The organism is Pseudomonas sp. Z4-7 (genome assembly GCF_051131965.1).
In the GTDB taxonomy this organism is placed as follows: domain Bacteria; phylum Pseudomonadota; class Gammaproteobacteria; order Pseudomonadales; family Pseudomonadaceae; genus Aquipseudomonas.
Window position 1 is genome coordinate 1,923,973 of the sequence record NZ_CP071642.1, and the last position, 23,652, is coordinate 1,947,624.

Here is a 23,652-nt window from a genome sequence, read left to right on the forward strand (position 1 = left end):
AGGGTTCATTCACTGGTAAGGGCCGCGACCGGGTCGAGGCGAGCGGCCTTGCGGGCCGGCATGAAACCGAAGACGACGCCGGTGACCAGCGCACAACCGAAGGCGCCAAACACCGCCAGCCATTCGAACGCCACGGCGATTTTGCCCAGCAGCAACGCGCCGCCCACCAGCAGGGCCAGGCCGATGCCGGCCAATCCACCGACCACCGAGAGCATCACCGCTTCGGTCAGGAACTGGCGCAGAATGTCGCGCTGGCGGGCACCGGTGGCCATGCGGATGCCGATTTCCCGGGTCCGCTCGCGCACCGTCATGAGCATGATGTTCATCACGCCGATGCCGCCCACCAGCAGCGAGATTGCCGCAATGGCCCCGAGCATCAACGACAGCGTGCCCTGGGTGCGGGCCTCGGCCTGGATCATCGCGGCGTTGTTGGTCAGCTCGAAGTCCTGCTTGCCGTTGTGCAGTCGCAGCAAGGTACGGGAAACGGCCTGCTCGGCCTCCTTGACCTTGGCCGCGTCGCGAGCGGCGATTACCACGTATTCAGGATGACGGCTGCCGAACAGGCGCACGCTGGCGGCGGAGTAGGGCACGGCGATGCGATTGTCGGCGTCCGAATCCCCCGAGCTGGCGCCTTTTTCGGCGAGTACACCGACCACCTGAAACGGCACGTTTTCGATCAGGATGTAGCGGCCGATGGGATCGGCGACGTCCTTGAGCAGCTTCTGCCGGACCTTGTGGCCGATCACCGCCACGGCCGCCGCGCTGCGTTCATCAGCGTCACTGAAGTAGCTGCCCTGGGCCACCGGCCAGTTGAAGATGGTCGGGAAATGGGTGTCGTTGCCGCCCACGTAGCTGGTGTGGTCGAGGTTGCCGAAACGCACGTTGGCGTTGTTGCCGTTGACCGGCATGATGCGTTGCACTTCGGGCAGGGCGGCGAGGGCGGCGATGTCCTGTTCGCTGATGATGCCCTTGGCGGCGCGCGGGTTGGGCGCGGTGCCGTTTAGGTAGATGATGTTAGAGCCGAAGGCGCCCATCTGGGCCATGACCTGGCGCTTGCTGCCTTCGCCCACCGCCAGCATCACCACCACCGAGGCCACGCCGATGACGATGCCGAGCAAGGTCAGGGCGGTGCGAAAACGGTTGATCCACATGACTCGCCAAGCGGCCTGGACGGCGTCCACCAGTTCGCCTTTCCAGGCGCCGTTGTGCTCGCTGCCGGCGCTCAGGCGCCGGCGCAGATCCACCGCCTGCAACGCCTTGGGGTTGGCTTGTGGTGCGATGGCTGTGGTGGTGGCGCTGTCGCTGATGATCAGCCCATCGCGGATTTCGATGATGCGTTTGGCCCGGGCCGCCACTTCGCGGTCGTGGGTGATCAGGACCACCACGTGGCCCTGGCTCGCCAGTTCGTCGAGCAGCGCCATGACTTCGATGCCGCTCTGGCTGTCGAGGGCGCCGGTGGGTTCGTCGGCGAGGATGATGTGGCCGCCGTTCATCAAGGCCCGGGCAATCGACACTCGCTGTTGCTGCCCGCCGGACAGCTGGTGGGGACGATTGCCGGTGCGGCTCGCCAGGCCCAGGCGTTCGAGCAGGGCGCTGGCCCGGGCATGACGCTCGGCGGCCGAGGTGCCGGCATAGATGGCCGGCATCTCGACGTTTTCCTGGGCCGTGCCGGACGGGATCAGGTGGTAGCCCTGGAACACGAACCCGAACGCCTCCCGGCGCAGCCAGGCCAGTTCGTCGCTGCCCAGTCGGGCGACGTTCTCACCGGCAAAGCGGTACTCGCCGCTGGTGGGACGGTCGAGGCAGCCGAGGATGTTCATCAGCGTCGATTTGCCGGAGCCGGACGCCCCGACGATCGCCAGGAACTCCCCGGCGTGAATCGACAGGTCGATACCCCGCAGCACTTCCACCCGTGGGCTGTCGCCACCGCCGTAGGCCTTGCGAATGTCCCGCAGTTCGATCAGGGGCGTACTCATTCAGCCTCCGCTGCCGCTGGCCGGGCCGATCAGCACGCGATCGCCTTCGCTCAGGCCGTCGAGGATCTGCGTGCGCAAGCGGTCGCTGACGCCGGTGCGAACGGTCCTTGGCTGGATGTCGCCATTGTCGGCCAGCACCCGCACCTGGCTTGCGTCCTGCAACGCGGCGATGGGCACGGTCAACACGTCCTTGGCCTGGGCAGCGACGAAAAATACCTGGGCGGTCATGTCTGTCATCAGGGCGCGGTCGGCGTTGTCCACGTCCAGCAGAACGGTGTACAGCACCACCCGTTCGCTGCCGCTGCGGCCACCGGAGGGGCTGCCGCCCTGGCTGGCTTCCAGCGGACGCGGCGGCACCGGCAGGATCTGTCGCACGGTGCTGCTCCAGCGCCGGTTGCCGCCGGCCAGGGTGGTGAAGTAGGCGGTCATGCCCGGCTTGACGTGGCCGATGTCGGCTTCCGAGACTTCGGCCCAGACCGTCATCGGTGACAGCCGGGCGATGCGCAGGATCAGCGGAGTTTGCTGCTGGGCGTTGAGGGTCTGGCCTTCCCGGGCGCCGACGGCAACCACGGTGCCGTTCATCGGCGCATAGATCCGGGTATAGCCCAATTCGGCCTCGTCGCTGCGCAGATTGGCCTGGGCCTGGCGGATCTGCGCCTGGAACATGTCGATGCGCGCCTGGGTCGCCCGCACCTCGGCCTGCGCCGTCTGCACATCCTCTTCGCGAGTAGCTCCGCCGGCCTTGAGCTGTTGTTGACGGCGGAATTTCTGTTGCGCCAGGTCGTGCTGGGCGCGTTGTTCCTGGAGTTGGGCCTTGAGGTTTTCGATGGAAAAACGTCCGGCGTCGAGCCGGGCTTTCTGCGTGGACGGGTCGATTTCCACCAGCAACTGGCCTTCGCGAACCTCGTCGCCGGCCTCGACATGGATCTTCTGGATCTGCCCGGAGGCCTGGGCGCCGACGTCTACATAACGCCGCGGTTGCAAGGTGCCGAGGGCGGTGACGCTGTTTTCGATATCGCCACGGGTGACGGCCGCGGTGGCGACGGGGCCGTGGTCCGGCGTAACCGCTTGCCACGCGGCGAAGGCCACGGCCGGTAGCAGGGCAAAAGTCAGGAGCCAGGCGGGGCGGGTGAGGCGGGGACGTTTCATGCAGGGTTCCGGCCGGTGATATCGGGTCCGTCGCAAGAGCAGCAGGGACGGGGGGCTGTTCTGGTAAACGAGCGTTACCGGCGGGAATTTAGCGGGGGAAATACTGGGTAACAGTTGACCCCGTGGCGAGGGAGCTTGCTCCCGCTGGTCTGCGCAGCAGGCCCAAGGCAGGCAACCGGATAAAAATTGTGCACTCAGGTTTGGGGCCGCTTCGCGCCCCAGCGGGAGCAAGCTCCCTCGCCACAGAAGCGGTTTCAGACGCCCAATCAGATGAACGATTCGGCCTTGATACAAACCAACGCTTTAAATCTATATGAGAATTACTATAAATTACGCGATTGAGCCTGCCACTATCCTGCCATGCCTTTTTCAGGCATGCCGAGTGGCACAGGGATAGCTGTCGCAGTCGCTGCGCACGGGAGTCATGTTGGAAAACTACTATCGCGAACTGGTGTGTTTCCTCAACGCCAGGCTAGGCAACCGCCAGGCGGCCGAAGATGTGGTGCATGACGCCTACGTGCGGGTCCTGGAGCGCGCCAGCGAAACCCCCATCGAGCAGCCCCGGGCGTTCCTTTATCGCACCGCGCTGAACCTGGTGATCGACGGGCATCGGCGCAACACCCTGCGCCAGGTCGAATCCCTCGATGTGCTCGACAGCGAAGAACGGTTCTTCACCCCATCGCCCCATACCAGCCTGGACCACGGCCAGCGCCTGGACATGCTGCAACGGGCCCTGGCCGAGTTGCCGCCGCTGTGCCGCGAGAGTTTCCTGCTGCGCAAACTCGAAGGGCTGTCTCACTCGCAGATCGCCGGGCGCCTGGGTATTTCCAGGGCGCTGGTGGAGAAACACATCGTCAATGCCATGAAGCATTGTCGTATTCGCGTACGGCAGTGGGACGCGTCCTGATTCACCCTCGCTGATTCTCGGTGGTAAATTTTCCTTCATTGTCCTCGTTCCTCTCAACAGACGACTGACGGCCTAGTGCGGGCCGCTCAAGTCACCCAGGCTTTCGCGCCCTGTTGAGGGGCTTCTCCAGAGGACACTGGACATGACACAGGCAATTGCAGCGCCCACCGTTCACGATTTGATCGGCATCGGCTTCGGCCCTTCGAACCTGGCGCTGGCCATCGCGCTCCAGGAACGTGGCCCGGTCCAGGGCGAACTGGATGTGTTGTTCCTCGACAAACAGGCCGACTACCGCTGGCACGGCAATACACTGGTGACCCAGAGCGAATTGCAGATTTCCTTCCTCAAGGATCTGGTGACGCTGCGCAACCCGACCAGCCCGTACTCGTTTGTCAATTACCTCAAGCACCATGGCCGCCTGGTGGATTTCATCAACCTCGGCACCTTCTACCCGTGTCGCATGGAGTACAACGACTACCTGCGCTGGGTGGCGGCGCAGTTCGCCGGCCAGAGCCGCTACGGCGAAGAGGTGCTGCGCATCGAGCCGGTGCTGCACAACCAGCAGGTTGAAGCGCTACGAGTGATTTCCCGCAACGGACGGGGCGAGGAGTGTGTGCGCACCACGCGTTCGGTGGTGGTCAGCGCTGGCGGCACGCCGCGCATCCCCGAGGCGTTCAAAGGGTTCAGGGAAGATGCGCGGGTGTTCCATCACTCGCAGTACCTGGAGCGCATGGCAACCCAACCGTGCGTGAGCGGCCAGCCAATGAAAATCGCGATCATCGGCGGCGGCCAGAGCGCAGCCGAAGCCTTCATCGACCTCAACGACAGCTTCCCATCGGCGCAGGTCGACATGATCCTGCGCGGCTCGGCCCTCAAGCCTGCCGACGACAGCCCGTTCGTCAACGAAGTGTTTTCGCCGGAATTCACCGACCTGGTGTTCCAGCAACCCCACAGCGAGCGCGAGCGGCTGGTCAACGAATACCACAACACTAATTATTCGGTGGTGGACATTGACCTCATCGAACGCATCTACGGGATTTTCTATCGCCAGAAAGTCTCGGGCATCGCCCGCCATGCGTTCCGTACCCTGACCACGATCGAAAAAGCCACGGCCACGGAGAATGGCGTGGAGTTGGCCATGCGCAACAACGCCACCGGCGAGCTGACAAACCGGCGCTATGACGCGGTGGTGCTCGCCACCGGCTACGAGCGCCAGATGCACCGCACCTTGCTGGAGCCGCTGGCGCAATACCTCGGCGATTTCGAGGTGGATCGCAACTACAAACTGATCACCGATGAGCGCTGCAAGGCCGCCATCTACATGCAGGGCTTTTGTCAGGCCAGCCATGGTTTGAGCGATACCTTGCTGTCGATCCTGCCGGTGCGCGCCGACGAAATCGCCGGCTCGCTCTATGAGCACGGCAAGGAACGCGGCCTGGGCCAATCGGTACGGGAACGATTGCTGGCCACGGCATAAGGTCTGCCGGCAGGCGGCGATCCCGGGCTGCGCTTGAGCGCAATACCACGGATCGCCGTCTGCGCCTGAGCGATGTTATTACTCGATAACACATCAGGAAATTCTTCAGAAACTTCCTACACTCCAGTCACGCTTGCTGTATTTTGCGACAGGCACGCTGACGGTTCGCTGTTCCCTTGCTTTGGCAGGCAGAACCTTATTTTCACCCAGGTTCGGTGGCGCTCCCGCGCCAACTCTGCCAAGGCCAGGCGAAACCCTCTGATCCGATGATTGTGTTTTCACGCATGAGCCTGGCGGCGTTGTGGCTGGGTTTATTGAGCATGGCGCCGGAGACCGTCGCTGCGCCCGAGTCGCTGCAGGTGCTTGGGCGTTCCACCGTGAGCGGTTATTCGGTGTCACTGGACGCAGCCGACCAGGCCTGGCTGCGCGACAAGGGCTCGTTGCTGCTGGGCGCCTCGGCGCCGGATTATGCGCCGTTCGGTATCACCGGCAATGGCCATGAATACGAAGGCCTGACCGCCGATTACGCCGGGTTGCTCGGTCAGTTGTTGCAGGTCGATGTGCAGGTGCGCCGGTACCCGTCGCGGGCCGAGGCGCTGCAGGCCCTGCGCGGCGGTGCAATCGACATGCTCGGCAGCGCCAATGGCTTCGAGGCTGGCGACCCGGAACTGGCGATGTCCCAGGCCTACGCCGATGACCAGCCGACCCTGGTGACCCGTGCCGGTGACAATCGCAAGCTCGCGCCGGACCTGGCGGGCAAGCGGGTGGCGATGCTTTATCACTATCTGCCCCCTGAAGCGGTCAAGGCTTTTTACCCCAAGGCTTCGCTGCAGCTGTACCCGTCGACCCTGAGCGCAATCGGTGCCGTGGCTTTCGGCCAGGCCGACGTCTATCTGGGGGACTCGATCAGTGCCCATTACCTGATCACCAAGAACTACCTGAATAACGTCCAGTTGGCCGATTTTTCACGCTTGGAAGTGCAGCCGTTCGCGTTTGCCCTGGCGCGTGACAATACGCGCCTGCTGCGGATCATCAACAGCGCCTTGCAAGCCATTCCCGGCACCGAGCGCATGGCGATCCTGCGCCGCTGGAGTGCCGGTGGCGCAAGCATGCCCGGCCATCAGCGCCTGCATTTCAGTGTCAACGAGCAGCGCTGGCTGGACACGCATCCGCGGATCAGGGTGGTGATCAATGATCATTTCATGCCGCTGACGTTCATTGATCAGCAGGGACACTTTCGCGGTATCAGTGCCGATGTGCTGGCGAAAATCAGCCTGCGCACTGGGCTGAAATTCGATATCCGGCACGGTGAGTCGCTTGAGGATCTGATCGCGCAGGTTAAGGGCGGCGAGGCCGACGTCGTGGCGGCGTTCCCACCGGGTTCCGACTACGCCGATGAACTGAGTTCCACCCGACCTTATTTGAGCAATCCCTACGTGCTCGTGGCCGCCCTGGATACCCAGGCCCCCGTCACGCCGGAGCAGATGGCCGGCAAGCGCCTGGCGCTGGTGCGCGGCAATGTGCTGCGCGATTACCTGCTGCAGCAATTTCCCGACGTCCAACTGGTGCCGGCGCAAAACGCCGCCGATGCCCTGGCCATGGTGGCTTCCGGCGCGGTGGACGCGGCGATCAGCCCGCTGCTCAGTGCCAGCTACATGATCTCCCGTCAGTACCGCGACACGCTGCAGATCACCTGCACCGTCGGCACCGAGCCGGCGCTGATCGCCTTGGGCACTCGCCGGGACGCGCCGCAGTTGCACTCGATCCTGGACAAGGCGCTGCTCAGCGTTGCCCCTGAGGAAATGGACGAACTGACCAACCGCTGGCGTACGGAAATCGTTGTGGAAGACAGTTATTGGCTGCGCCACCGCGCCACCGTTCTCCAAGGCTTCGCCATCGCTGCACTGCTGTTGCTCCTGGCGCTGGGCTGGATCGGCTATCTGCGCCATCTGATACGCAAGCGTCGGCAGGCCGAAGTCGCCCTCAACGACCAACTGGAATTCATGCGGGTATTGATCGATGGAACGCCGCATCCGATCTATGTCCGTGATCGCGAGGCGCGGCTAGTGTTGTGCAACAGCGGCTACCTGGAGGTATTCGGTGCCGAACGGCAGAGCGTTGTCGGCAAGACCCTGCTCGAAAGCGCGCCGGGGGATCCGGTCGAAGCGCGGCTCTACCACCATGACTATCTAAGGGTCATGGAGGAGGGCTTGCCACGGGTCCAGGACCGCCGCCTGACCGTGGCCAACGGCGAGGTGCTGACCATCTATCAATGGATGCTGCCGTATCGCGGCAGCGACGGCGCGGTCAGTGGCATGATCGGCGGCTGGATCGACGTCAGCGAACGCCAGCACCTGCTCGAACAATTGCGCATTGCCAAGGACGGTTCGGATGACGCCAACCGGGCCAAGACCACGTTCCTGGCGACGATGAGCCACGAGATCCGCACGCCGATGAACGCCGTGATCGGCATGCTCGAACTGGCGCTGAAAAAGGCCGAAGAAGGCATTGTCGATCGGGCGGCCATCGAGGTCGCTTCGGGCGCTGCCCATGGCTTGCTGGCGTTGATCGGCGACATCCTCGATGTTGCCCGTATCGAGTCCGGGCGGATGTCGCTGGCGCCGGAGCGCGCCAACCTGCGGGAGCTGGTCGAGTCGGTGGCGCGGATCTTCGAAGGCCTGGCCCGGCAGAAACACCTGGGCCTGCAATTGACGCTGGACGATGAGCTCGACCGCGACGTGCTGATCGATCCGTTGCACTTCAAGCAGGTGCTGTCGAACCTGCTCAGCAACGCGATCAAGTTCACCGATCAGGGCCAGGTGCGCTTGATCGCCGAGGCCGTCCCCGGCAGCGAAGACCGGCGACTCGCTGTTTGCCTGCGAGTGGAAGACACCGGCAGCGGGATTTCCTTTGAAGACCAGCAGCGGCTGTTCCAGCCGTTCACCCAGGTTGGCGACAACCGCGAGTCGACCCGCGGCGGTTCCGGGCTGGGGTTGGTCATCAGCCGGACCTTGTGCGAAATGATGGGCGGCACGCTGACGATGAGCAGCCTGCCGGGGGAGGGCACGCAGGTCGAGATCCGGCTGGATCTGCCGCTGCTCGACGCCTTGCTCCAGGCTCCGCTTGCCGGGGGCAAGGCGCCGTTGCCGATGCGGGCGCTGGCCATTCTGGTGGTCGATGACTATCCGGCCAATCGCCTGCTGCTGTGCCAGCAACTGAGTTACCTGGGCCATCGTGTGGAGGAGGCTGCGGAGGGTGTGCAAGGCCTGCAAGCGTGGCGCGCCGGGCGCTTCGACATGGTCATTACCGACTGCAACATGCCCCTGATGGACGGCTACGCATTGACCCGAGCCATTCGTGAAGAGGAGCGCGCGCGAGGCCTGTCGCCGATATTGATACTGGGGTTCACCGCCAATGCCCAGCCAGAAGAAAAGAAGCGTTGCATCGACGCGGGAATGAACGACTGCCTGTTCAAGCCCATCGGTCTCGAAGTCCTCGGTGCGCGTCTTGCGCAGGTTCTTCCGGAACCGGCCGCAGGGTTTCCTGGAACGGAGGCCGAGGCGCCCACGGATGATTTTGACCTGGACGGCCTGGCGCAGTTGACCGGCGGCGATACGGAGGCGCTGAACAGCCTGATCAGCGAACTGGTCACCTGCAATACCGAAGACACCGCGCAGTTGCTGCGCTTGTCCGCCCGGCATGATCTGCCCGGACTCGCCGACCTGGCGCATCGGATCAAGGGCGGGGCGCGGATGGTCAGGGCGCAAGGTCTGGTTAGCGCGTGCGATGCCCTGGAAGACGCTTGCCGGGGCCGGGATGCGTCGTCGTTGGCCGATGCGGTGGGCGACTTGCAGCAGGCGCTCGAACATTTGACCGGGCGGCTGCGTGCTTCGTCGCTCTGGCCAGGTTGAAGTGGTTCCTGACCGGCATGAGGGGATATTGACCGCGGGACGGCGCCATGGGCGCCATTTACCCGGTTTTTAAGATTTTTCCTACAGCGTCCTTTGGAAGCTTTCTCTAGCCTGACGCCTCCTGACGTTCATGGGCCGCCTTACCCGTCGCGTTGCCATTGGATGCCCGTCATGCCGAACAAAGCATTACGTATCATGATCGCCGATTCAGAGCATTTTCATCGAATGAAGCTTGAGCGCCTGTTCAACCAGCAGGGTTATTTCCGGATTGCTCCGGTGAACGACATGGAGGAATTGTTGCTGCTGGTGGAGTATGGCAGCGAGCCGTTCGACGTGATCGTCGCCAATGCCAGACTGGCAAGTGGCGGAGTGGAGTTAGCCGATTTTCTGGTCGACAACCCCCAGGTGCTTCACGGGTTGATCTACAACATGCCGCAGGCTGGCGTGTCGCCGCAGGTAGGCGGGCGCCGGTCTCACGTGCAACTGAGCCAGGCCGCGTTGCCCGAACCTGTTGCACTGGCCTGCCTGATGGCTCGTGCCGAGGGAGCGCGTATCAGCGAGCGGGCGCGCTCTTGACGAGGTGGTTGTCGCCGGGCCAATGACCACTGGTCGCACCTGTCAGATCTGACAGGTGAATCCTGCCCACCGCTTGTGCAAGAGTTCGATGCCGTCTGGCACCAATGTCATTTGTAATTACCCTGGGAGTTGCCGTGAAAGACATGTTGATCGTGGACGACCACCCTGTCATTCGAGGAGCGTTGCGGCTCATTTGCCAGAATGAAGGGGCTGCGCAGGTCCGCGATGCCAGCAGCGTGGCGCAAGCCAGGGCCTTGATCAAGGAAGGCATACCCGACCTGGTAATCCTGGATTTGGTAATGAACGGTTTCGACGGCCTTGAACTGTTGAGCTGGATCATGGCCGAGTTCCCGTCATGCGGGGTGCTGGTGTTTACCTCCCAGGATGCCCAGCATTTCTGCAATCGCTGTATCTCGGCGGGGGCCCGAGGGTTTGTCACCAAGAAAAGCGACCTGAAGGAATTGACCAAGGCCATTCATGCATTGAAGTCCGGTTATTCCTATTTCCCACAGATGTCCGTCCGCCTGGATTTCCAGCAGCGCACCGAACAGCAGGCGCTGGAGAGTCTCTCGATCCGCGAGTTATCAATCCTGCGGATGCTGGCCATGGGCATGCGCGGCAAGGACGTCGCCGAAGCTTTGTTCCTGAGCCCCAAGACGGTCAGCACCTACAAGACCCGCCTGCTGGAAAAGCTTGGCTTGAAAACCCTGGTGGGCCTGTCGGATTTCGCCAAGCGCAATCACTTGTAGGGACCGTGGGGAGCGCCTTGCCGCATGCGCTAGGCCATGTCGCTCTGGCTGAACTCCTCGGCGAGGAAGTCGATCAGGGTTCGCACCGAGGGCAGCAAGCCACGGCGTGAGGCGAATATCGCATGGACGATCCCGCATTTCGGTGCCCAGCCCGGCACCAGTTCCACCAGGCGTCCGGCGGCCAGGTCTTCGCGTACCACGACCGTGGGCAGGTGGGCGATGCCGATGCCCGCCAGCACCGCATGACGCAAGGCCAGCAGGTCGTCGGTGACCATGCGCGGTGCGTGGCGGATCAGCGCGCGGGTGCCGTCCGGGCCGAACAGCTCCCATTGGTATTCACGTTGCGCCGAACCCCAGTGGACGCTCGGCAGGCCATTGAGGTCCGCCGGCGAGGCGGGGGACGACAGGCCTTCACGATAGACCGGGCTCCCCACCAGGCACTGGGTGCTGTTGCTCAGCACCTTCATGACCATGTCAGTGTTTTCCAACGGGGGAAAACGGACCCGCAACGCGATATCGAACCCTTCGTGGAGCAGGTCGACGCGGCGGTTGGTGCTCTCGATGAACAGCTCCACCCGCGGGTACTTGACCATGTAGCGGGTCAGCATCGGTCCGACCCAGCTGTTGAGCAGCGCCGTCGGGCAACTGATGCGCACCAGCCCCTGGGGTTCCGAGCGGTTGCGTTCGATCACTTCGGCGGCACTTTCAGCCTCGACCCGCATGGCCAGGCAGCGCTGGTAATAGGCCTGGCCGATTTCCGTCAACGAACAATGCCGGCTGGTGCGATGGATCAGCCTGACCCCCAGGCGCTCCTCCAGCTGGGCGATACGCCGGCTGAGCTTGGACTTGGGCATGTCCAGCGCCCGGCCAGCGGGGGCGAAGCCGCCGTGTTCGACCACTTGGGTGAAGTAGTACAGGGTGTTGAGGTCTTCGATGATCGTTCTCCTGGTGGAACGCTACGGCCGATTTTTGCAGTCTAGCGCATCAAGGGTTGCGGTTTTAAGCTGTTCCATCGAATGGCAACACCCGATTGGAGACTCAGCATGAAAAACATCACCGGCGTCTATACCAGTCCGCGGCCTCATTGGGTCGGCGACGGCTTTCCGGTTCGCACGCTGTTTTCCTACGATAATCTGGGCAAACATGTCAGCCCGTTCCTGCTGCTCGATCATGCGGCCCCCAGCGAATTCGCACCGACCAGCGAGCGACGCGGCGTAGGCCAGCACCCTCATCGTGGTTTCGAAACCGTGACCATCGTCTACCAGGGCGAACTGGAACATCGCGATTCGACTGGCAGCGGCGGCAAGATCGGCCCCGGTGACGTGCAATGGATGACCGCGGCGTCCGGCATCATTCACGAAGAGTTCCACTCCGAAGCCTTCGCCCGGCAGGGCGGGTTCATGGAAATGGTCCAGCTGTGGGTCAACTTGCCCGCCAAGGACAAGATGGCGCCGGCCGGCTACCAGACCATTCTCAAGGGCGACATTCCACAGGTCGCGCTGAAGGACGGAGCCGGTAGCTTGCGCCTGATTGCCGGGTCCTTCGAAGGGCATCAAGGCCCGACGAAAACCTTTACCCCGATCGACGTCTGGGACATCCGCCTGAACGCCGGGAAGCACCTGACCGTGGCCGTGCATGACGGTTACAACACCGCATTGGTAGTGCTGCGCGGTACCGTCCAGGTCAACGGCCGTGAACGCGTCGAGCAAGGGCAACTGGCCCTGTTCGAACGGGCCGGCGACCAATTGAGCCTGCAAGCCGATCATGACGCGGTGGTCCTGTTGCTCAGTGGCGAGCCCATCGATGAACCCATCGTCGGCCATGGCCCGTTCGTGATGAACAGCCAGCAGGAAATCCTCCAGGCCTTCGAGGATTTCCATTCCGGGCGCTTCGGCCGGATGCAGGGCTGAAGTGGTCGCATAGCCCCGTAGACCTCACCTGTGGGAGCGAGCTTGCTCGCGATAGCACTGGTTCAGCTTGCATCAATGTTGAATGGACCGCCGCCTTCGCGAGCAGCCTCGCTCCCACAGGGGGGCTGGGGCGCACCTGGGATTTGTCCTGGGGTGACCTCTACAGCGTGTTCATTCTGTGCCAATCTTCGCCAATGGCCTTCCTGGAGCTGTCCCGATGCTGTCTCTGTTCACCGACCACCCGCTGCTCTGTGCCCTGGCACTGCTTGTGCTCGATCTGGTGTTGTGGCGGCTGGTCAGCGCCGACCGGACCTACTGGAAAATCGGTGTACGGCTGCTGATCTTTTCGTTGTTCAGCGTGCTGCTGTTCAACGAAGGCCTCAATCCCATGGAAAAAGCCCAGTGGGTCGACGACGTGCCCCGGCACCTCGCGGCGACCGGCTTGCAGATCGGCTGGTGGTTGTTCGCCGCGCGCACCCTGACGGTGATGATCGGTGCAGTGATGATGCAACGGGTCGGCCATACCGGGCGGCTATTGCAGGACCTGCTCGGTGCGGTGATTTTCCTGGTCGCGGTCATCGCCGCGTTGGCGTATGTGCTCGACCTGCCGGTCAAAGGCGTGCTGGCGACGTCCGGCGCGATGGCAATCATCGTCGGCCTGGCGTTGCAGAGCACGCTCAGCGATGTTTTCTCCGGCATCGTGCTCAATACCACAAAGCCCTATCAGGTCGATGACTGGATTTCCATCGACGGCACCGAAGGCCGGGTCACCGACATCGATTGGCGGGCTACACGGCTACAGACCTCCCAAGGGAGCATGGCGGTGATCCCCAACTCGCTGGCGGCAAAGGCCAAGATCATCAATTTCAGCCGCCCCAGCGATGTCCATGGCTTGTCGATCAGCATCCAGGTGAGCCCTCACGCACGGCCGCAAACGGTAATCGACGCACTGGAGCGGGCGATGGTCGGCTGCCGTGCGTTGCTGTCGAGCCCGGAGCCCTGCGTGGCGCTGAAAAGCACCGGCAGTGGCGGGGCGGAATACGAGATCAGTGGGTTCGTTGCCTCGATGGGCCAGAAGCGCGGGGTGCGCAACCAGTTGTTCGACCTGGCGTTCCGGCATTTGCAGGCGTCCGGCGTGAGCCTGCTATCTACCAGTGAAAGCGCGGCTCCCGCGGTGGTGTCGCGGCCTCGGGCATTGCTGGAGAGCTCGAACATTTTCTCGACCCTGCGCCAGGATGAAAAAGACACCTTCAGCCAGAACATGACCCTGCAAACCTTCCGCGCCGGCGACGTGATCCTGGCGGCCGGGGAGGTCAGCGATCATCTGTTCATCATCGAGTCCGGGGTGGTCAGCGTGACGCTCATGCGTAACGGCCAGCCGCTGGAGGGCGGGCGCATGGGACCGGGGGAAGTCATTGGCGAAGCCGGAATCGTCGCCGAACAAGCCGCACTGGCGAACTTCTCCGCCAAGACGTTCTGCACCCTGTATCGCATCGAGAACAGCTACCTCAAGCCCTGCCTCGAAGCCCGTCGCGATATCAACGACGCGATGAAAAACCTTCTGGACGTGCGTATGCACCTGGCCCAGAACCTGACTCGCGACGTGCCCAAGCCAGTGGCCAAGAAGCGTTTTCTGCAATGGTTGCGCAGCCGCGCCTGAGTGCCTGTGGCGAGGGAGCTTGCTCCCGCTGGGCTGCGCAGCGGCCCCAAAACCAGACACCTCGGTGCAGCGGGTAAACCGTGCCAGCCGGTTTACGACTGCTGCGCAGCCGAGCGGGAGCAAGCTCCCTCGCCACGAAAGTATTCTTTGATTTCCGGACCATTGGCCACCCGAACTTCCCAACAATTGGCTATTTGTCCGGCGCCAGGGCAGGGCTAACGTAGCGCCACACCTCATTGTTTCAGGAGTTCACCATGCAACCGCGTATCGATTTTTATACCGCTTCCCCCGACGCCTACAAAGCCATGCTGACGCTGCAAAACACGGTGTCGAAACTGGGCCTGGAAAAGTCCCTGCTGGAGCTGGTCAAGCTGCGTTCTTCGCAGATCAACGGCTGCGCATTCTGCATCGACATGCACACCGCCGATGCGCGCAAGGACGGCGAGACCGAGCGGCGCCTGTACGCGGTGACCGCCTGGCGCGAAGCACCGTTCTTTACCGGCCGTGAACGCGCCGCGTTGGCCTGGACCGAAGCGCTGACACGCCTGAGCGAGACCCATGCGCCGGACGCGGACTACGCGCTGCTGAGCGAGCATTTCACGCCCAAGGAGATGGTCGACCTGACCGTGGCGATCAACGCCATCAACGGCTGGAATCGGCTGGCGGTGGGCTTTCGGAAAATGCCCGAGGTTTGATTCGAGCCCTGCTTACCTCAGGTAGTTCTTGGGCGTGAGACCGGTCATGAGCTTGAAGAAAGCGATAAAGGCGCTGTCGCTGGCAAAGCCCAGTTCGAAAGCGCAATAGCTCAGGCTGCGACCGGTGGCGAGCAGCTCAATGGCACGCATCAAGCGCCATTGCTGACGCCACTGCTGATAGCTCATGCCGGTTTCCCGTTGCAGGATTCGCCCGATGGTCCGGCCACTCGCGCCGATCTGCTGCTCCAGCACAGCCAGCGCCGGTGGCAATTGTTCCAGTGTTTTGAGCAGCGGCGCCAGGCGCTTGTCTTGAGGCAGCGGCAGCAGCATCGGTTGTGGCGCCGCCTGGCGGATTTCCTCCAGGCACAGGCCCAGCAGATGCGCGTTGCGGCCCTGCATCCAGTCGCTGTCAAACGCAGCGTGGGCGATTGGTTCAAGTACGGCGCGCAGCAGTGGCGATACCTCGATGATGCGCACTTGCGAAGGTAGATCGGCGCACAGAGCCGGCGTCAGGTAGATCGATCGATACTCCACGCTCTGTTGCATCACTGCGCGATGCGGCGTGCCCGGTGGAATCCAGGCCGCTCTTGAGGGAGGCAGCAGGCAAAGCTGCCGCTGCGAGGTGATGCGCGTGCAGCCCTGAAAGGTGAACAGCAATTGCCCACGCCGGTGAGCGTGCAAGCCAGAATCGTGATGACCCAGCGTTGCGGCGATGCCAACGACCGGCGCGTGATGGCGATCGGGGTCGAAGCGGGCGTGAGCGTCGAGCCAAGCCATGAGTTTGTCCGATTTCAGCGATTTATTGTCAGGCCTTGGATAATACGACAGTCATAGCGTTTATAGACTGCTCGCCATTCTTTCAGCGAGCACTTTCCATGACATCCCGTCCTCTGCTTCATCTGGCGATCGCCCTGGTCATGTTTCCCCAGATCGCCCAGACCCTTTACAGCCCTGCATTGGCAGACATCAGCCAGGCCTTTGCCGTCAGCGCCCAAATGGCGGCGCAGACGCTTTCGGTGTTTTTCCTGGGGTTCGCTCTCGGAGTGGTGGTATGGGGGCGCCTCTGTGATCGCGCGGGCCGTCGGCCCGTCATGCTGGCCGGCCTCGCGTTGTACGGGGCTGCAACCGTGCTCGGTTTGAACGCCTCCAGCTTTGACGCGTTGCTGGCCTTTCAGGCCTTGGCCGCGTTCGGCGCCGCAGTCGGTTCGGTAGTGACCCAAACGGTTTTGCGTGACCGCTTCCAAGGCGCCGAACTGGGCCAGGTCTTCTCGATCATCGGTATCGCATTGGCGGCCAGTCCGGCTATCGGTCTGTTCAGCGGCGCGGGCCTGGTGGAGCTCTTCGGGTATCAAGGCGTACTCGGTGCACTCCTGCTGCTGTCGTTGATCCTGCTGCTGTGGTGCGTGTGTGCCTTGCCCGAAACCTTGCCGGTCCGACTGCCTCCACCGCCGCTGTTGAAAATCCTCTGGCGCATGCTGGTGGACCCGGCCATCTGGCGTTCGGCATGGCTGGTGGCTGCGTTCAACGTGGCGCTGTTCAGCTACTACAACCTCGCACCGTTCCAGTTCGAACGGCTCGGCTTGAGTCCCGCCATGTTCGGTTACAGCGGAGTGGTTCTGGCGTTGGGTTCAGGTTTGGGCGCCTGGCTCAACAAGCGCCTGCTGGCACGCGGATTCGACGGCAAACAATTGTCGGCCCTGGCGGCGATTGTCCTGCTGGTGGGCGGTTCGGGTGTGCAAGGCCTGCTCGACAGCGGCAGCTTTGTCGCACCGATGTTGCTGGTCGTGCTGGCGTTCGGCATGGCAATCCCCAACGTCCTGGGTGCGGCGCTCGTACATTACAAGGATTGCCTGGGCACGGCCGGCGCGCTGTTCGGCCTGTTCTACTACGTGCTGATCGGCGCTGCGCTGATGCTCGCGGCCTGGTTCCAGGCGCTGGGCTGGACCTTGATTCTTTGCGGCACGCTGGCGGTGGGCTTGACGGTGCGCCAGTTGCTGCGTGCCAAACGCCAGTCATCCCGTGCCGGGAACTAAGCCCGATCACTTTTCTTCTACCCACAATAGGCGGCCCAAAGCCGCCTTTGTCAGAGGAGTCGATCATGCAAGTTCAAGTCAACAGCAACCATATCGAGGGCAGTGTCCGATTGCAGGAGTGGGTCGGCAGTACGGTGGTGGACGCGCTACAGCGTTTCGAAGACCAGTTGGCCCGGGTTGAAATCCACGTCAGCGACGAGAACGCCCAGAAGGGCGGCGCCGCTGACAAACGCTGCCAGATCGAGGCGCGCCTGCAAGGCGTTGCGGCCATCTCCGTAAGCCACAAGGCCGAAAGCCTGGAGCTGGCGGTCGAGGGCGCCGCCGAGAAAATGCTGCATGCGCTCGATCATCAGGTCGGCAAGCTCAACCCCGCCGTCGAATCCATGGGGCGCGTGACCGCTCCGGTGGATGAGGCTCCACCGGAATTGGTGGACGCCATGCTGGAGGAAGATTTCCTCGCAAACCAAGAGGCTCGTGGCAAAGAATAAAAGGAGACGATCATGACCGCTCATCAACCCTTCAGCCGGCAGGTATTGGCCGAGCTTCTGGCATTCGACGAACAGCCGAGCCTTTCGTTGTATATGCCTACCCACCGTACATTCCCCGAACGCAGCCAGGACCCGATCCGCTACAAGAACCTGGTGCGCGAACTGCAGACGCAACTGGAACAACAGCATCCGGGCGTCGATTGCGCGCCGTTGCTTGAGCCTTTTCATGCGCTGGCGGACGACCAGGATTTCTGGAACTCCAATCGGGACGGCATCGCGGTTTTCGGCGCCCGTGACTATTTCAAGGTCATCGCGGTGAACCAGCGCCTGCCGCAATGCGCATTCGCCAACAGCCATCCTTATCTGAAGCCATTGTTGCGTCTGGTCCAGTCGACCGAACGTTATCAGGTGCTGTGCCTGACCCGTAACGAGGTGTGGTTGTACGAGGGCTCCTCCCAACAACTGGAAAAAGTCGAGCTGGCCGACGAGGTGCCGCGCAACCAGAACGAGGCGCTCGGCGATGAACTCACTTCAGGTGACCAGCAGGGTTTTCCCAACGGCTTCAGCCGCAGCAGTGAGCGCGGCGATCCGATGATGCATGAATCCGCCGGCGGCGGTAAGCAGGACGAAATCAACCTCGACCGCGAGCGGTTTTTTCGCGCCGTGGACAAAGCCATCCTGGAACATTACTCGCAGCCTTCGGGCTTGCCGATGATCCTCGTGGCCCTGCCGGAAAACCAGGCGGTGTTTCGCGCGGTCAGCCATAACTCGCAGTTGCTGGCGCAGGGCATCGATGGGGACCCTTCGAGGTTGAGCGTGGAGGAGTTGCGCGTACAGTGCTCGAAGGTCATGGCCCACAGCCACTCGGACCGGGTTGTCGACAGCCTCAATCGTTATGGCGTCGCGGTCGGCCAGGGACGGGCGCTGGACAACCTCGCCGAGATCGCCAAGGCCGCCTGGGAAAGCCGCATTGCGCTGTTGCTGGTGGAGGCGGAGCGCCAGGTGCCCGGCCAGCTCGACGCAGACAAGGGCCGCTTGATCATTGACGAGACCGGCGATGAACAGGCGCCTGACGTGCTGGACGAATTGATCCTGGCCGTGACCCGGCAGGGCGGCGAGGTCATCGTCGTGCCGCCTGAGCATGTCATGCCGACTGATACGGGGGCGGCGGCGGTGTGCCGGTTCTAGGCAATCCCAGAGGCAGTGTCGAACCCTGTGGGAGCGAGCTTGCTCGCGATAGCGGACTGACCTTCAACATAAATGTTGACTGATGTACCGCCATCGCGAGCAAGCTCGCTCCCACATTGTATTTTTTCTGCCCAGTTGGCCGGACGGCATTTGCTTCCAATTAATAAGAACGATTACTATTCGTGCCCCGTCCCCACAGCACGCCGCGATGATTCCCAAGCTGCCTCGCAGACCCGGCTTTTTCGAGCATTACGAAGAGTTGATCGGCACCTGGACCCGCCGCCTGCGCAACCGCGAGCAGGCCGAGGACCTGGCCCACGACGCCTTTGTGCGCGTGCTCGAGTCCGATTCGGCGCAGGTCGAGCAGCCACGGGCCTATTTGCACCAGACAGCGCGCAATATTGCAGTGGACGGCTATCGGCGTGAAGATCGACGGGGCGCCATGGAGGAAGCGGCGCTTGACCCTGGTTATTCGTTTGCGGGCGACCCGGAGCACTACATGCACGCGATCCAGCTGGCGGACTCCATCGAACGGGCGCTTGCCGAGCTGCCGGCCCATTGCCGCACGGTGTTTGTCTGGCAGAAGATCGAAGGCCTGACCCAGGCGGAAATCGCCGAGCGCCTGGGCCTGTCAAAAAACATGGTGGAAAAGTATATGATCCGCACCCTGCGCCACCTGCGTGATCGTCTCGACGGGCCAGATCAATGACCGGTCGTCCTTTTCCACCCGAGCCACAGGACCCTTCCATGATGGATAGCCGTGACTGCCCGTGCGGGCAGAGCAGGGTTCGCGACGAGGCGGCGCAATGGTTCGTGCGCCTGCAGGACCCGGTCATGAGCCTCGACGAGCGTCAGCGTTTCGAGGCCTGGCTGGGCGAACACCCCAACCACCGCGATGAAATTCAACTACTGCAAGGGATCTGGAGCGCAACGGACCTGCTGTCCATGGAGCGCTTGCAAGCGCTGTGCGAGCGGCCCGCCGAACGCCCGAGACGCAGGCCTTTGCTGCGCTACGCGGTGGCCGCCGGATTGGTGGCGGTGGCGGTCGGGCTGGGGTTGTTCAGCGGCCTGGGTGCGTCGGGCGATTACCGCAGCGAATTCGCCACTGCCCTCGGTGAGCGTCGGCATGTCGCGCTGCCAGATGGCTCGCTGATCGATCTCAACAGCCGCAGCCATGTGCGAGTTGTCTTCGAGCACCGCCAACGCCGGGTAGAGCTGGTTGAGGGGGAGGCGCTGTTCAGGGTCGAGCATGATGCCGCGCGCCCGTTCACCGTTGACGCGGGCAACGGCCAGGTGACGGTGACCGGGACGCGCTTCGACGTGCGCCGCGATGCCGGCAGCACCCGGGTGGCGGTGGAGGAGGGTAGCGTCAAGGTCCAAGGGCGTGATTTCCCCATCAGTCTCACGGCCGGCCTGGGTACCCGGATCGATGCTCAAGGCAAAGTCGCGTCACCGTACCCGATCAACGCCGATGAACTCACCGCGTGGCGCAACGGCAAGCTGGTGTTCAACAACGCGCCGTTGAGTGAAGTCGCCGAGGAGGTCTCCCGTTATCGCGCCAAGCCCCTGCGGGTCGCCAGTGCCGCGGTGGGCAACCTGCGCCTGACCAGTGTGTTCCGTTCGGACAATCCCGAGGCGCTGCTCAAGGCCTTGCCGAACATCCTGCCGGTGGCCGTGCGCACACTTGACGACGGCAGCCAGGAAATAATTGCGAAATAGATTCAGGTTTTTTTCGAGTTCTTCGTCTTCTTGTCCAACTGCAACTGGTTTGCATTAACAGACGCGTATTCTTGCGATTCGACAGGACAAGGTTCGACGTGAAAACTTCCGCCAAGAACAACAAACGTACCTCCACCCGTTGGCTACCGCTGGCGCTGACCCTGGCGGTCAGCGCCGCGTTGCCCGAGGCTTTTGCCGACCAGACCGTCACGGCGATCCACATCCAGGCGCAACCCTTGGGTCAGGCGCTGAGCCAGCTTGGCCAGCAGACCTCGTTGCAGGTGTTCTTCAGCCCGGAGCTGGTGGCCGGCAAACAAGCACCGGCGGTGCAGGGCAACCTGTCTCCCGAGGTGGCCCTGGGTCAATTGCTCAAGGGCAGCGGTTTGCAATACCAGATCGATGACGGCTCGGTGACTGTGCTGCCGGCTCCTTCGGCGTCTACCGATGGCCCACTGGAGTTGGGCGCCACCGAGATCCAGGTGGTCGGCGACTGGCTTGGCGACGCCAACGCCGAAGTGGTACAGAACCACGCCGGCGCGCGGACGGTGATCCGCCGCGAAGCGATGGTCGAGCAGGGCGCCATGAACGTCGGCGATGTCTTGCGGCGGGTCCCGGGCGTGCAGGTGCAAGACGCCAACGGCACCGGTGGCAGCGACATCGCCCTGAACGTCGGCGTGCGCGGCCTGACCTCGCGCCTGTCGCCGCGCTCCACGGTACTGATTGACGGCGTACCGGCGGCCTTCGCGCCGTACGGCCAGCCGCAACTGTCCATGGCACCGATCTCGTCGGGCAACCTGGACAGCATCGACGTGGTACGCGGTGCCGGCTCGGTGCGCTACGGACCGCAGAACGTCGGCGGCGTGATCAACTTCGTGACTCGCGCCATCCCGGAAAAAGCCACCGGGGAAATCGGCAGCACCCTGGAGACCTCCCAGCACGGCGGCTGGAAGCACATCGATACGGCGTTCCTGGGCGGTACCGCCGATAACGGGCTGGGCGTGGCGCTGCTGTATTCGGGCATCAACGGCAACGGATATCGCAAGAGCAACAACGATAACGACATCGACGACGTGATCCTCAAGACCCACTGGGCGCCGACCGACGTTGATGATTTCTCGCTGAACTTCCACTACTACGACGCCGAGGCCGACATGCCCGGCGGCCTGACCCAGGCACAGTACGACGCCGACCCGTACCAGTCCGATCGCGACTGGGACAGTTTCAGCGGCCGCCGCAAGGACGTGTCGTTCAAGTGGATCCGCGAAATCGGCGAGCGCACCCAGGCCGAAGTGCTGACCTATTACTCCGACAGCTTCCGCGGCAGCACCATCGCCTCGCGGGACCAGCGCAACCTGGTGTCCTACCCGCGTAGCTATTACACCTTCGGCATCGAGCCGCGGGTGTCCCATGTGTTCGACCTCGGGCCGACCACCCAGGAGGCCAGCGTCGGTTATCGCTACCTCAAGGAAGGCATGCACGAGGAGGCAAGCCGCCTGGCGCTGCGCAACAACGAACCGGTGGTGCGTCCGGGCGCCGACGGTCACGTCTATCAGGACCGGACCGGTGGTACCGAAGCCCATGCGGTCTACATCGACGACAAGATCGACGTGGGCAAATGGACCATCACTCCGGGCATCCGCTTCGAAAGCATCAGCACCGAATGGCACGACCGCCCGGTGCTCGACACCGCCGGCCGCCCGGTGCAGGAAAAGCGCCGCAGCATCGACAGCAACGAACCGTTGCCGGCCTTGAGCGTGATGTACCACCTATCCGACGCCTGGAAGCTGTTCGCCAACTACGAGACCTCGTTCGGCAGCCTGCAGTATTTTCAACTCGGCCAGGGCGGCGACGGCAACAACACCGCCAATGGCCTGAGCCCGGAAAAGGCCAAGACCTACGAGATCGGTACGCGCTACAACGATGACGTGTGGGGCGGGGAAGTGACGCTGTTCTACATCGACTTCGACGACGAGTTGCAATACATCAGTAACGATGTGGGCTGGACCAACATGGGCGCCACCAAGCATCAAGGGCTGGAAGCGTCGGTGCACTACGACATGGCCGCGTTGGACCCGCGCCTCGACGGCCTGACCGCCAGCGCTGGTTTCACCTATACCCGGGCCACCTATGAAGGGGACATCCCGAGCTTCAAGGGCCGTGACCTGCCGTTCTATTCGCGCCAGATTGCCACCGTGGGCCTGCGCTACGAAGTCAATCGCTGGACTTACAACCTCGATGGCTTTGCCCAGTCCGGGCAACGTTCACCGGGCAACAGCGTGAACCCCGATGGCAGCTTCAGCGACAATTACATGACCGACGGCACCGCCGATGGGCAGTATGGCGACATGCCGGGCTATATGCTCTGGAACGTTCGGGGCGGCTATGATTTCGGCTCGCAGCTGTCGAACCTGAAACTCGGCGCGGGGGTGAAGAACCTGTTCGATCATCAGTACTACACGCGTTCCAGCGACAACAACTCAGGTATCTACGTCGGCGCGCCGCGTACGTTTTTCGTGCAGGCGAGCGTGGGGTTTTGATCAAGTACCCAGCGGCCTGAAACTCAGTCCCAAGGCTCAAATACATTCCCGTGGCGAGGGAGCTTGCTCCCGCTGGGTCGCGAAGCGGCCCAAAACCTGTCGAACGCGGAGCATCAGTTACTCCGCGTCCGCCAGGTTACGACTGCTTCGCAGCCGAGCGGGAGCAAGCTCCCTCGCCACGGGGAATCTGCAGGGCTTAGACTCTTAACGCTTTCCCGCAACCACCGCCCAACGGGCGTATCTACGTCGGCGCGCCGCGTACGTTTTTCGTGCAGGCGAGCGTGGGGTTTTGATCAAGTACCCAGCGGCCTGAAACTCAGTCCCAAGGCTCAAATACATTCCCGTGGCGAGGGAGCTTGCTCCCGCTGGGTCGCGAAGCGGCCCAAAACCTGTCGAACGCGGAGCATCAGTTACTCCGCGTCCGCCGGGTTACGACTGCTTCGCAGCCGAGCGGGAGCAAGCTCCCTCGCCACGGGGAATCTGCAGGGCTTAGACCTTCAACACTTTCCCGCAACCACCGCCCAACAGGCGTATCTACGTCGGCGCGCCGCGTACGTTTTTCGTGCAGGCGAGCGTGGGGTTTTGATCAAGTACCCAGCGGCCTGAAACGCAGTCCCAGCTCAAATACCTTCCCGTGGCGAGGGAGCTTGCTCCCGCTGGGTCGCGAAGCGGCCCCA

At 62.9% G+C, this 23,652-nt stretch carries 18 protein-coding genes; 14 read left to right on the forward strand and 4 right to left on the reverse strand.

The annotated features are described in order from the left end of the window. Positions 1-5: 5 nt before the first annotated feature. Together J3P91_RS08620 and J3P91_RS08625 are read right to left on the reverse strand one after the other, a co-directional pair. A complete protein-coding gene (locus tag J3P91_RS08620; protein WP_434603425.1) occupies positions 6-1,976 on the reverse strand; it encodes a MacB family efflux pump subunit in 1,971 nt (656 codons plus the stop codon). Beyond that, entirely contained in the window at positions 1,977-3,125 is a 1,149-nt protein-coding gene (locus tag J3P91_RS08625) for an efflux RND transporter periplasmic adaptor subunit (RefSeq protein WP_434603427.1), read from the reverse strand. A 424-nt stretch (positions 3,126-3,549) separates the two neighbouring features. On the opposite strand from J3P91_RS08625, the gene J3P91_RS08630 reads away from it, so the two are divergent. The 5 genes from J3P91_RS08630 (at position 3,550) to J3P91_RS08650 (ending at position 10,745) form a co-directional block, all read left to right on the forward strand. Beyond that, positions 3,550-4,032 carry a sigma-70 family RNA polymerase sigma factor gene (locus J3P91_RS08630; RefSeq protein WP_434569246.1) on the forward strand — a complete coding sequence of 161 codons (483 nt, stop codon included), beginning with the start codon at positions 3,550-3,552 and terminating at the stop codon, positions 4,030-4,032. A gap of 142 nt (positions 4,033-4,174) precedes the next feature. After that, positions 4,175-5,509 carry a lysine N(6)-hydroxylase/L-ornithine N(5)-oxygenase family protein gene (locus tag J3P91_RS08635; protein ID WP_434603429.1) on the forward strand — a complete coding sequence of 445 codons (1,335 nt, stop codon included), beginning with the start codon at positions 4,175-4,177 and terminating at the stop codon, positions 5,507-5,509. 266 nt (positions 5,510-5,775) lie between these two features. Further along, a complete protein-coding gene (locus tag J3P91_RS08640; RefSeq protein WP_434603431.1) occupies positions 5,776-9,420 on the forward strand; it encodes an ATP-binding protein in 3,645 nt (1,214 codons plus the stop codon). Positions 9,421-9,591: 171 nt separating this feature from the next. After that, positions 9,592-9,996 (forward strand): hypothetical protein, encoded by a 405-nt coding sequence (locus J3P91_RS08645; protein WP_434603433.1) that lies wholly within the window; start codon positions 9,592-9,594, stop codon positions 9,994-9,996. 134 nt (positions 9,997-10,130) lie between these two features. Then, positions 10,131-10,745, forward strand: a complete 615-nt coding sequence (locus J3P91_RS08650; protein ID WP_434603435.1) for a response regulator — start codon at positions 10,131-10,133, stop codon at positions 10,743-10,745. 29 nt (positions 10,746-10,774) lie between these two features. Here the strand turns inward: J3P91_RS08650 and J3P91_RS08655 are convergent, their stop codons facing one another. Beyond that, positions 10,775-11,680 (reverse strand): LysR family transcriptional regulator, encoded by a 906-nt coding sequence (locus J3P91_RS08655; protein WP_434574250.1) that lies wholly within the window; start codon positions 11,678-11,680, stop codon positions 10,775-10,777. Positions 11,681-11,788: 108 nt separating this feature from the next. Here J3P91_RS08655 and J3P91_RS08660 point away from each other — a divergent pair, with 108 nt between their 5' ends. The 3 genes from J3P91_RS08660 (at position 11,789) to J3P91_RS08670 (ending at position 15,010) form a co-directional block, all read left to right on the forward strand. Further along, positions 11,789-12,655 (forward strand): pirin family protein, encoded by an 867-nt coding sequence (locus tag J3P91_RS08660; protein ID WP_434603437.1) that lies wholly within the window; start codon positions 11,789-11,791, stop codon positions 12,653-12,655. A gap of 217 nt (positions 12,656-12,872) precedes the next feature. Continuing rightward, positions 12,873-14,315, forward strand: coding sequence for a mechanosensitive ion channel domain-containing protein (locus J3P91_RS08665; protein ID WP_434603439.1), 1,443 nt, complete (start codon positions 12,873-12,875; stop codon positions 14,313-14,315). A gap of 254 nt (positions 14,316-14,569) precedes the next feature. After that, entirely contained in the window at positions 14,570-15,010 is a 441-nt protein-coding gene (locus J3P91_RS08670; RefSeq protein WP_434603441.1) for a carboxymuconolactone decarboxylase family protein, read from the forward strand. 12 nt (positions 15,011-15,022) lie between these two features. Here J3P91_RS08670 and J3P91_RS08675 read toward each other — a convergent pair whose 3' ends face one another. Next, a complete protein-coding gene (locus tag J3P91_RS08675; protein WP_434603443.1) occupies positions 15,023-15,787 on the reverse strand; it encodes an AraC family transcriptional regulator in 765 nt (254 codons plus the stop codon). Between the two features lie 98 nt (positions 15,788-15,885). On the opposite strand from J3P91_RS08675, the gene J3P91_RS08680 reads away from it, so the two are divergent. The 6 genes from J3P91_RS08680 (at position 15,886) to J3P91_RS08705 (ending at position 22,975) form a co-directional block, all read left to right on the forward strand. Further along, positions 15,886-17,043, forward strand: coding sequence for an MFS transporter (locus tag J3P91_RS08680; RefSeq protein WP_434603445.1), 1,158 nt, complete (start codon positions 15,886-15,888; stop codon positions 17,041-17,043). Positions 17,044-17,108: 65 nt separating this feature from the next. Then, positions 17,109-17,531 carry an HPF/RaiA family ribosome-associated protein gene (locus tag J3P91_RS08685; RefSeq protein WP_434569238.1) on the forward strand — a complete coding sequence of 141 codons (423 nt, stop codon included), beginning with the start codon at positions 17,109-17,111 and terminating at the stop codon, positions 17,529-17,531. A gap of 12 nt (positions 17,532-17,543) precedes the next feature. Next, a complete protein-coding gene (locus tag J3P91_RS08690) occupies positions 17,544-18,719 on the forward strand; it encodes a hypothetical protein (protein WP_434603447.1) in 1,176 nt (391 codons plus the stop codon). Positions 18,720-18,927: 208 nt separating this feature from the next. After that, positions 18,928-19,428, forward strand: coding sequence for a sigma-70 family RNA polymerase sigma factor (locus J3P91_RS08695; protein WP_434569236.1), 501 nt, complete (start codon positions 18,928-18,930; stop codon positions 19,426-19,428). A 38-nt stretch (positions 19,429-19,466) separates the two neighbouring features. Beyond that, positions 19,467-20,438, forward strand: a complete 972-nt coding sequence (locus tag J3P91_RS08700; protein WP_434603449.1) for a FecR family protein — start codon at positions 19,467-19,469, stop codon at positions 20,436-20,438. 98 nt (positions 20,439-20,536) lie between these two features. Next, entirely contained in the window at positions 20,537-22,975 is a 2,439-nt protein-coding gene (locus J3P91_RS08705) for a TonB-dependent siderophore receptor (RefSeq protein ID WP_434603451.1), read from the forward strand. Positions 22,976-23,652 lie beyond the last annotated feature (677 nt).